Source organism: Microcystis sp. LSC13-02, assembly GCA_002282935.1.
In the GTDB taxonomy this organism is placed as follows: Bacteria; Cyanobacteriota; Cyanobacteriia; order Cyanobacteriales; family Microcystaceae; genus Microcystis.
The window spans coordinates 1-11,667 of the sequence record MTBT01000316.1 but is presented as its reverse complement, the minus strand read 5'-3'; the positions used below and the strand labels follow the sequence as shown (position 1 = coordinate 11,667).

The window sequence follows — 11,667 nt, the reverse complement described above, 5'->3', positions numbered from 1 at the left end:
AAGGTTCAGTTTTTAGCTTGGTTATCGCTTTTTCCATTTTAGCTTAAAGCCGTCCTCAAAGGACGGGGTTTTAACCCAAATTTTCGATAAAATCCATGGTAAGGCAAAAGAATACAAATCGGCTGTCTAGCAATCAGATGCCTTGCAGCATTCTACATTAGTCTTACCGTTCACACAACTTGTAGAAAATCGTCAGTTCTTAGATTAAATCCTGTTTAAAAGATAGAGGAGATTGGGGAGAAACAATTCATAACTGGGTTTTTCAAGTTGGATTGGGAGTTAATCATAGTCTTAAAAACGGGTTTGGTATCAAATCTCAAGGCAAACTTTTAACTCTTCGGCTAAAATCTGGACATGGGGTTCTACCATAATCGAGACATGATTTCCTAGGACGAAATGAATCTCAACTGGCTCTGTAGAAAATTCACTCCAGCCTAAAGAGGAATCCTCGCAATCTCCAGCTATTAAATCTTTATTTGGATCATCAGATAATTCCTCACTGGCCCGTATAATCGTAATTTTACCGGGATAAGTCTGTTTAGGGAGATAATCAATCAGACATAAACAGCTAGTTTTATAGGCTTGGACAATTTTTTCAAGCTGCCTAGTTTCCGCATTGGGAGGAAGCATATTAGCCAGTTTAAAAAAGTTTAAGGCGTATTTTAATTGTTCCTCCACTGTTAAGAGTTGAAGAGTTTCATAGGAAATATCGATGGTTTTATCTAAATAAACTTCGATACCTTTGCTGACTTCAGCTAACCATCGCACATGATCCCAATTAATATAATCAAGCAAAATTTGTTTGTCTTTATAAGTGGGTGCTGAAGAATCAATGATTGCTAGTAATGCCACTTGTTGACCCTGATTAACCAACTGTTGAGCGATTTCAAAAGCCACATTACCACCGTAGGAATGTCCTCCCAAAAAGTAGGGTCCTTGGGGTTGTAAATCCTGCATGGCTTTAAGGTAAATACTGGCTATATCCTCAATACGAGTGATTTCTCCAAACTGTTGATAGAGATCATTTTCAAAACTATAGAAAGGTTGATCTTTTCCTAAATAACGTCCTAAATGGTAAAAATAAAATGGTCGTCCCCCGGCGCCTGGAACACAGAAGAAAGGTGGCTTTGAACCCTGGGGTTGAATGGGAACCAAACAAGACTGGTTAGAGGAATTTGAATCGGTTTGGATAATGGTCGCTAACTGTTCAATAGTTGGGTTTTGAAACAGTGTGGTTACGGCAATTTCCTTGCCTAACTGTTCTTTAATTTGGGTGATTAAATAAGGAGCTAAAAGGGAATGACCACCGAGGTCAAAAAAGTTATCATGCACGCTAATTTTGTCAATCTTTAGCACTTTTGACCAGATTTGCACGAGGTTTAATTCTAACTGATTACGCGCTTCAATAAATCTGTCTGAATCACTGGTATTACTAGGAGCTTTTAATGCACGACGATCAATTTTTCCGTTAGCTGTTAAAGGCAAAAACTCCAGCAGCACAAAGGCACTCGGAACCATGTAACCGGGCAATTTATGGCTAAGAAATTGACGCAAATCGCCACTTGTTAGGTTTACTCCTAGCTTAGGCACAATATAGGCAACTAACTGTTTTTCCCCCGGATTATCTTCACGAACAATCACACAAGAAGACTGTACCATCTCATTGTGACTAAGTACCGCCTCAATTTCTCCCAATTCAATGCGGAAGCCGCGAATTTTTACTTGATTGTCAATCCGTCCTACATATTCAATATTACCATCGGGTAAATAACGCGCTAAATCTCCTGTTTTATAGAGACGAGAATCTGGGTAATTACTTAAAGGATTAGGGATAAACTTCTCTTGGGTTAATTCGGGACGGTTAAGATAACCTTTGGCTAATCCTGCACCAGCAATATGTAATTCTCCGACTACACCAATCGGGACAGGTTGGAGATAGTTATCTAAAATGTAAACCTGTGTGTTGGAGATTGGACAACCAATGGGAATTGACTTTATTGTTGCCTCTAGTTGTGTAGGAATAGGATAGCAACAGGTAAAAGTTGTACTTTCTGTTGGTCCATATCCATTAATAATTTGCGTCAATGGCAAAGTTTCCAGTGCTTTATGAACATGAGCAGCCGAAAGTGCTTCTCCACCAATTAGTAGCTGTTTAATTCCTGATAAAGCTTGGGAATTATTGTCAATAATCGTATTGAACAAAGCAGCCGTTAGCCATAAAATAGTAATGCCATGTTTGTCTATTGCATTTCTTAAACTTGTAGCGGTAGGAATATCTTCCGTAAAAATCACACATCTCGCACCATGTAATAAAGCACCCCAAATCTCAAAGGTAGAAGCGTCAAAAGCAATGGGAGCCATTTGTAAAAATCTTTGTGTTGCATCTAGATGTGCGTAATTTACGCCCAACAAAAGACGATTAACGCTACGATGAATAACCTCAACACCTTTAGGTTTACCTGTAGAACCAGAAGTATAAATAACGTAGGCTAAATTATCCGCAGAAACCGCGCTGTTAAGATTCTTCTGACTTGCTTGATTAATTTGTTGCCAATCTTTGTCTAAACAGACAACAATAGCCTGATGATTTGGCAAGGAAGTCTGTAAAGATTCGCAGGTTAACAGTATTTTAACCTGGGTATCTTGGAGCATAAAGCTAATGCGTTCTTGGGGATAATCTGGGTCAATCGGAACATAAGCTCCACCGACTTTAAGAATAGCTAATAATCCCACAATCATCTCTAAAGAACGTTCTAGACAAATCCCCACTAATTCCTTAGGTTTTACTCCTAATTTTTGCAGGTAATGAGCTAATTGATTAGCTCGATTATTTAATTCTGAATAGGTTAAGGATTCATGGTCAAAGACCACTGCTATATTATTAGGAGTCCGTTCTACTTGTTCTTCAAATAACTGATGAATACATTTGTTATTGGGATAATCTGTTTGAGTTTCGTTCCACAATGATAACAATTGATAACGTTCTTCATCACTTAACATCGGTAACTCAAAAATTCCCGTTTTGGGATTATCTGCGATCGCAGTTAAGAGATTCTGAAAATGTTGCCCCATTTGCTTAATAGTGCCAGCGGCGAACAAATCCGTACTATAACACCAAACCGCCTCTAACCTATCAGCAACCTCCCAAAAATTAACCTCTAAATCAAATCGCGCTTTAAGCTCAACAGATAAAGGCAAACTCTCCATCTTTAAGCCAGATAAACTTGCCTCAGATTGGGGAGTATTTTGCAGTGAGAACATCACCTGTATCAAAGGATTATGACTTAAATCTCGGTTTAATTGTAATTTTTCTACTAACATTTCAAAAGGCAAATCTTGATGGGCATAAGCTGATAAAGTCGTTTGCTTTACTCGTTCTAATAACTCCAGAAAACTCGGATTTCCCGACATATCACCCCTTAAAGCCAAAGTATTGGCAAAAAAGCCCATTAATTTCTCAATTGCCGAACTATTACGATTAGCAATGGGAGAACCCACCAAAACATCTAATTGACCACTATAACGAGAAATTAGGACAAAAAAAGCCGCCAGTAAAGTCATAAATAGTGTTGCTCCTGACTCCTGACTTAACCGTTTGAGGCGTTGCGTTAAGTCTTGATTCAGTCGAAAAACCTGCCCATCACCCCGGAAACTAGGAATTGGGGGACGGGGATAATCCGTCGGCAATTCTAAAATAGTAGGTGCATCTTGTAACTGTTTTTGCCAGTAATTAAGTTGACGTTCCAGGACTTCACCGGTGAGCCATTGACGTTGCCATACGGCAAAATCGGCGTATTGAATCGATAATTTAGCGAGAGGGGAAGGCAACCCCTGGACAAAGGCCGCATAAAGTTGAGATAATTCATCAAAGAAGATGCTCAAAGACCAACCATCGTAAATAATATGGTGCATCTTCAACAGCAATACATACTCTTGAGAACCCAGTTTAATTAACTTAAATTGGACTAATGATTCCTTGGCTAGATTAAAGGGTTTTAAGGAGAAAGCAATCGCTATTTCTTGCAGATGTTCTGTCTGTTCATTCTTTGATAAACCTTGTAAATCTTCCAGGGGTAAACTGACGGGTGAAGGGGGAGCAATGCGCTGAATGGGTTGCTCTTCTACCATGGGAAAAGTGGTTCTTAAAATTTCGTGACGGCGAATCAGTTCACTGAGACTTTGTTCTAAAGCTAATAGATTGAGGTTTCCTTCTAACCGCAAAGCTTCCAACAGATTATAGGAATGACTATCGGGAGAAAGTTGCTGCAGAAACCAGAGTCGTTGTTGAGCAAAAGAGAGGGGTAAATCCTGATCCCGTGACACGGGAATAATCTCTAAATCAACAGTATTAGTTGGGATTTTTGCCGCCTTTAAAAAGTCCAAAATTTCAGTTTTTTGGGCAGCGATTTCTTCTTTAATTTCTGGGGTCATAACCCCTTTGGGAGCCTGAAAACGAAGTTTTTCGCCTTCCAGCCATAGTTTAATGTCTAAACCCTTTAAATAGGCTAAAAATTCTCCTACTTTCACTTACCAATTGCCTCCCAAAGTTGTTGTTTAATTAGGTCTAAATTACGAGGTTCACTCTTAGGAGCAAAAAGTCCATCAGATTCCCATTTACTAGCATTTAGACTAATTGCCCAGGCATTTAACCAAGAATTAGAGCTAACTTTTGGTAACATTTCTGGCATAGTATCTTCTAGAGCTAGGTGAAACATAACTTGAGCTACCTCCTCTAACAATTTTAAGCTACTGAGATAGTTTTCAATGATTTCTGACTCGGTTTGGTTGTATCTTAAATTTCGTGATCGCAGTTCCTCGACAAAAGGAATTGCTAAATAGTCAATAAATTCAAAATTAACCCGATGTAAAGATTGATTCGCCCAATCCTTAAATAACTGCTGCATTCGATAGGAAAGGGGGAAAAATTTGCTATTGATCTGTTGAACTTTCGTTCTAAATTCTTGGTCAAGGTAGATAGAATTAAACATCATCAAACCACTAAATGTCCAGCCTGACAACGTATCCCAGATAAATTTTGTTGCCATCACCATGCCATTACCCAGACAATTGTAGGCGTTTTGAATATTCAAGGTTACTCCATCGCTATAGCTTAGATAAAAGCAATTTGCATCTTTGACTTTTTCCTGCGTCAGTTTACCTTCTAGATCAAGGGTAATCAACTGAGTTGTTAAGGAATTACCAAAGCCAATATTATCGGTACCTGGAGAATAAAAAGGATCGGGAAATGTCCCTGCTTCACCGACACAAGCCCAACGATTGTAGGAAAATACTTGTTTAGATGAGTAGCTATATTTGGGCATTTTCCTAAAGTCTTCCGGTTTTTTATCGGCTAAGTGAAAAGCCAAAGTCGGCTCATTTTTCTGTAACCATTGGTAAGCCAGTTCGTAGTTATAATAATTCTTTAAAGGATGAATATCTTGGCGAGCGACAATACCAATACTGGTATGACCTGTGGATAGAGGAATTGTCCAAACCCAGTAACCTTCACCGCATAAATGATTGGTAGAATAGTAACGGTTTTTATTGGGAACACGATTATGCCATTTTTCTTCACTACTAGGGACAAAATCGCTGATATCAAAGCGACCCTCAATCCGAAACCAAACAGCACCAAATTGAGCATTATTAGGTTTATCTAAGCCTAATTTTTTTTGCAGAAAACGACGGCGACTCATTGCATCAACCACCCATCTAGCTTGAATGAGTTTAGTTTTTTTATGATTTCCTTTTTCTTGAGTATAAACAACTTTATGATGTTGCTGTAACCCAACGGCGAGTTCAATCTCATTAACTGAACAATTTTCGCGTAATTCTACTCCTGCTTCGAGATTAAAGGCGCGTAAATCATTTTCTAATTTACCCCGATCAATTTGATAGGAATTAGGAAGATGAAACTCTGATAAACCTAGTTCGGGTCTATCTTGAAAATGAGTAGCACTATTGTTAAAGAAATATCGCAATCCTAGTTTAACTAAATGTTGCTTTTCAAGGTAATCTGTTAATTGAAGCGTATTGGCTAAATAGAAAGCACCCACTTCAACTGTTGACTCTCCCACTTTAAAACTGGCTTCTGGTAAAGGACGAGCTATTTTATCGAGAACAATGACAGAAATATTCGGCTTTTGCAGTTTTAACTGTCTTGCTAAGGTTAAACCAGCTAATCCACCGCCACAAATGACGACATCATAAACTTCTGCTTCACTTAAATCCTCAGCTTTTTGGCGCAATAAAGCAATTAATTGCTCTTTCCTCTCTTTTAACTTTCCCAATAATTCTGGGGTCATTACTCCTTGGGGTGAACGATAGCGTAGTTTATCATTTTCAACCCATAGATTAATTTGTAAACTGTTGAGATAAGCTAAAAATTCAACTGTTTTCATAGTTCACCTTCCTCATAATCTTCTAAGGTTTCAGTCATAGATGTTTCTCCCGGTGCAACGCTAAGAACTTCAATGATTTCGGCTAAATTAGCGATAGTTGGGTATTCCAGCAGATTTTGTAAAGACAATTCCACCGAGAAAAGATCGCGGGAACGAGAGATAACCTGAGTTGCTAACAAAGAATGTCCTCCCAATTCAAAGAAATTATCCTTAATTCCAATACGTTCGACTCCCAAAACTTCACTCCAAATTTGAGACATTTGAGTTTCAATCGGGGTACGAGGTGCTAGAAATCCCGTAGCTAAATTGCGTGTAGCTGTATCGGGTGTAGGCAAAGCCAGCCGATCTACTTTACCATTAGGAGTCAAAGGTAGGGTATTAAGCAAAACAAAAGCCTGGGGAACCATATAACTAGGTAGCTTTTGTTGGACAAATTCCCGCACCTGTGGCACCAACTTCTGGACTAATTTACCGTATAGGGGATTATTCGTATAATCAGTCCAGGATTTGGGAATAATCGTCCCATCATCCCAAAAATTGGGGTATGGTTGTTGATCAACTTTACTTATTATCGGTTCTAAGATGGCATTCTGGCGACAGAAAACTACATCGAAAGAACCATCTTGACTACCTTCCCACCAACTGAGATGAACAGTGTAACCTAACTGTTCTCCCAGTTGCCACATTTGCTCAGGATTAATCCCTATCTCGGTATTTTTTCCTAACAATTGCCGCAATTCTCCCACCGTTGTTACCCCAGGAGGATTTTCTAAACAGTCTAAAATTTGTAGCGCCTTTTGTAATCGTTGATTGGGTACATCCCTGATACCTAAATATTCTGGTTGTTCCAGTTTCAGTTTATCTTGTAGTTGCCCTAAAGAAAACCCATCTCTTTGCCAATTTAGCCAAGGAATTGTCGTTTTTTGCCCATCAGTATCCAGATGTAAAGTAACATCATAGCGGAATTGGGTTAACTCATTTTGAGCCTGACCCCGTTTCGGTGCAATTTCTACCCAAGAAATTCGCGGAAAACGTTGTTTAAGAGCGATAAAGAACTGAGGTTCAATTAGCAATTCTTCTTCGGTAGCTACACTTTGATTCACCTGTTTTTGCCATTGTTCAAGGGGTTTATTAGCTTCAGCGCGAGCTAACTGTACCGCAGCGTGGTAAGGCTCTAGTAAGGGCAAACTACGGATATCACCTAAGAAAATTTGACCCTGATCCGCAATCGTCTTGACTGCTCCTGCGATAACTTGTAATAGATAATCGACACTAGGGAAATACTGAACAACAGAGTTAATTACTACTCGATCAAAAGTAGCTTGGGGAATACCGGTAAAATCATCGGCTGTTCGGTGTAATAATTTTACTTTGCCCTCTAAACCCTCAATTGTGCTACATAAATGTTCTAGGTTATTAATGGTAGCAGAGGAATAATCGGCTCCCCAATATTCCTGACAATGTTTCGCCACACGGAATAGCAATAATCCACTTCCGCAACCAATTTCTAATACTCGTTGCGGTGGTTGATTTCCTAAAATTCGGCTCACCGTCTGATCAACCCATTCCCGCATTTCTGCTGCAGGAATAGCTTGTCCAGTATAACTACTATTCCAACCACTAATATTAAAAGTGGGGTCCTCGGTTTGAGGTTGGGGTTTACTGTAGGATTCTTCGTAAATTTTTTGCCAATCACTAACATATTCACTCTGCCATTGAGCAAGCTGTTCAGGCAATACTTGATCCTTGAGAGCCGGAACTAAGTAGGCTACTAAATTAGTATTAAGCTGGTCATGATCATGATCACTTGTCTGATCAGCGCGAGCTATCACAACCGCTTCTTGTACTAGGGGATGTTGGCTCAAAACTGCTTCAATTTCCCCTAATTCGAGACGGAAACCCCTTACTTTAACCTGATTGTCAATTCGTCCCAGATATTCAATTCTTCCATCAGGTAAATAACGAGCTAAATCTCCTGTTTTGTATAATTTTGACCATTGATTGCCCCCCTTATTAAGGGGGGGTGGGGGGATCAGACCCTGCTCCTCAAAAGGACTAGGAATAAATTTCTCTTGTGTCAATTCTGGACGATTCAAATAACCTCTGGCTACCCCTGCTCCTCCGATGTGTAATTCCCCCGGTACACCGATAGGAACCGGTTGTAAATGAGAATCTAAAATATAAACTTGGACATAAGGAATTGGCCGACCAATAGTTATTTTTTCATCAACCGGCGTACATTTAGCTATCGTTGCACAAACACTTCCCTCCGTTGGGCCATAACCATTAAAGAAATTTCGTCCTTGTGACCATTTTTTCACCAATTCAGGAGAACAGGCTTCCCCTGCAACAATAATAGTTTGCAGAGAGGAAAGATTGTCCCACGGCAGCACTGCTAAAGCTGATGGCGGTAGAGTAATATGAGTAATCTTATTATCTCGTAATTGCTTGATTAAGGGTAGGCCGGGCATTAAATTGTCTTTATTTGCCAAATAAAGTGTAGCGCCTGCTCCCAAAGCCATCAAAACTTCTGAAATACAGGCATCAAAACTAAAAGAAGCAAATTGAAGCACTCGACTCTGAGAAGACACAGCAAAAGTATCAATTTGTGCTAGAGCAAGGTTACACAAACCCTGATGTTCAACCATCACCCCTTTAGGTTTACCCGTAGAACCAGAAGTATAAATCACATTAGCTAAATTAGAAGCTGTCACTTTCTCTGTCAAATTATCCCGGTTCATTGGTTTAATTTCTTCCCAAGTTTCAGCTAAAAATACAGTTTTAGCTTGATGATTAGGGAGTTTATCAATCAGTGAATGTTGGGTTAGTAATAAGGGTACTTGACTATCCTCTAACATAAATTGTAAGCGTTGTTGAGGATATTCGGGGTCAAGGGGTAGATAGGCAGCACCGGCTTTAAGGATGCCAAATAATGCCACAATCATGTCTAAAGAGCGCTCTACACATAAACCGACTATTACCTCGGTTTCTACGCCTAAAGAGCGTAAATAGTGAGCTAGTTGATTGGCCCGACTATTTAATTCTGCATAAGTCAACTGTTGACTTTCAAAAACTACTGCTACTGCATCAGGGGTACGCGCTGCTTGTTCCTCGATCAATTGATGAATACACTTGTTATAGGAGTAATCAGCTTTTGTCTCATTCCACCCTTCTAATAGTTGATAATTTTCCTCTGGAGTTAATAAGGGAAGCAAGGCCACTGATTGCTGGGGATTTTCCACAATTGCCGCTAATAAATTCTTAAAATGATTCATCATACTGACAATAGTTTCAGCAGCAAATAAATCCCTGTTATAAGAGCAAAAACCGCCCAATCCTTCCGGTGCATCCCACAGGTAAACTTCTAGGTCAACCCTGACTGAATCAAGTCCCGATGGTATCTCCTCAATGTTTAGTCCGGGTAAATCCCAGGGAGAACTAGGAGCATTCTGAAGGGCAAAAACTATCTGCGTTAAAGGATTACGATCTAAATGACGCTCAATTTGTAATTTTTCGACTAACATCTCGAAGGGTAAATCTTGATGGTCGTAAGCGTCTTGAGTCGTTTGTCTGACTTGCGTGAGAAAATCCTCAAAGTTCGGGTCTTGAGATAAATCAAATCTTAACACTAAAGTATTGACAAAAAAGCCGATTAACCCTTCAATTTCGGTGCGGTTACGATTAGCAATTGGTGAACCAATTACCACATCTGTTTGTTGACTATAACGAGATAGTAACACAGCAAAACCCGCTAGTAATGTCATAAAGAGAGTGCTACCGGACTCTTGACTGAGTTTTTTCAATTGTTGCGTTAGTTGACTATCTAGTTGCAGTCGCTCCGTCCCACCGCGAAAACTTTGGATTGCTGGCCGGGGACGGTCTGTGGGAAGTTGGTGTAGTAGGGGAACCCCAGTTAATTGTTGCTTCCAGTAGCTTAATTGACGGTCTAATACTTCATTGGTTAACCATTGACGCTGCCACACGGCAAAGTCAGCATACTGTATTGATAAATCAGGTAAATCTGCTTTTGTCCCGGTGCAGAAACTTCGATAATAGGCTGATAATTCGTCGATTAAAACACCTACTGACCAACCATCGGCTGCGATATGATGAATGGCTAATAATAGGACATATTCATCTGTCTTTACTTGCCATAATTTGACTCGTAATACTGAACCATTAGCTAAATCAAAGGGTTCGGAGGCCGCTTCTATCAACAGTTGCTCTACTTGCAGAGGCTGGCTTTGTACTACGGGTAAGGTAAAGTTGACATTGGAGGCGATCGCTTGTATTGGTTTGTTATCTTTGAGCTTAAACTGAGTCCGTAGGGGTTCATGGCGTTGAATAATTGCTTGGAAAGCTTTTTCTAAGGCTTTAATATTGAGATTTCCGCGCAAACGCATCGTTAAATCAATAGTATAAGCACCACTTTCTCCTTCTAATTGATTCACAAACCAGAGACGTTCTTGCGCCCAGGATAAGGGAATATCATCCTCTCGATTAACGGGTACAATTGATGGTAGCTTTAACCCTAAACCTGTTTGCAGTTCTTTTAAAATTACCGCACTTAACTGAGCAATGGTTGGGGATTCAAAGAGATAACGTAGGGGTAAAGCAATTTCAAAAGCTTCCTGTAAACGAGAAATAACTTGAGTTGCCAACAGAGAATGTCCCCCTAATTCAAAGAAATTATCCTCAATACTGACTCGTTCTAATTTCAGTACCTCGGCCCAAATCCGGGCCATTTTTTCTTCAATGGGGTTACGGGGAGCTATATATTCACCTTGGCCCTGTAAATCGGGTGCAGGTAAGGTGCAGCGGTCGATTTTGCCATTGGGAGTTAAGGGGAAAGTATCAAGAAAAACAAAAGCCGTTGGGACCATATAATCAGGTAATTTTGCTCGCAAAAATTGCCGTATTTCGTTAATTGTCAGGTTGATTTCGGGTTGCGGTACAACGTAAGCAACTAAGCGTTTATCCCCTAGATTATCTTCACGGACAATCACACAAGAAGACTGTACCGCCTGATTTTGGTTGAGTAAGGCTTCAATTTCTCCTAATTCGATACGGAAACCCCGAATCTTAACTTGATTGTCAATGCGTCCTAAATATTCTAATTCTCCCTTAGGTAAATAACGCGCTAAGTCTCCCGTTTTATACAATTTGTTGGAATTTTCAAAAGGACTAGGAATAAACCTTTCTGTTGTTAATTCAGGACGATTGAGATAACCTTTTGTTACTCCTGCACCCCCCACATACATCTCCC

3 protein-coding genes are annotated in these 11,667 nt (G+C 39.8%); all 3 read right to left on the bottom strand.

All coding sequences use genetic code 11. The features are described 5' to 3' along the window. Nucleotides 1-309 precede the first annotated feature (309 nt). Nucleotides 310-4,527 carry a non-ribosomal peptide synthetase gene (locus BGL89_RS19615; RefSeq protein WP_286827200.1) on the bottom strand — a complete coding sequence of 1,406 codons (4,218 nt, stop codon included), beginning with the start codon at nt 4,525-4,527 and terminating at the stop codon, nt 310-312. After that, the gene (locus BGL89_RS19610; protein ID WP_002777035.1) at nt 4,524-6,401 is read right to left on the bottom strand and encodes a TubC N-terminal docking domain-related protein; all 1,878 of its coding nucleotides are present in this window, start codon (nt 6,399-6,401) and stop codon (nt 4,524-4,526) included. Before BGL89_RS19610 ends, BGL89_RS19615 begins: the two co-directional genes overlap by 4 nt. Beyond that, nucleotides 6,398-11,667 (bottom strand): non-ribosomal peptide synthetase (locus BGL89_RS19605; protein WP_286827199.1); only part of this gene is annotated, 5,270 nt, incomplete at its 5' end. The genes BGL89_RS19610 and BGL89_RS19605, both read right to left, overlap by 4 nt.

Bases quoted from the DNA above. Each gene is read 5' to 3' on its own strand.
- BGL89_RS19610 (WP_002777035.1), bottom strand. From the start codon at position 6,401: ATGAAAACAGTTGAATTTTTAGCTTATCTCAACAGTTTACAAATTAAT.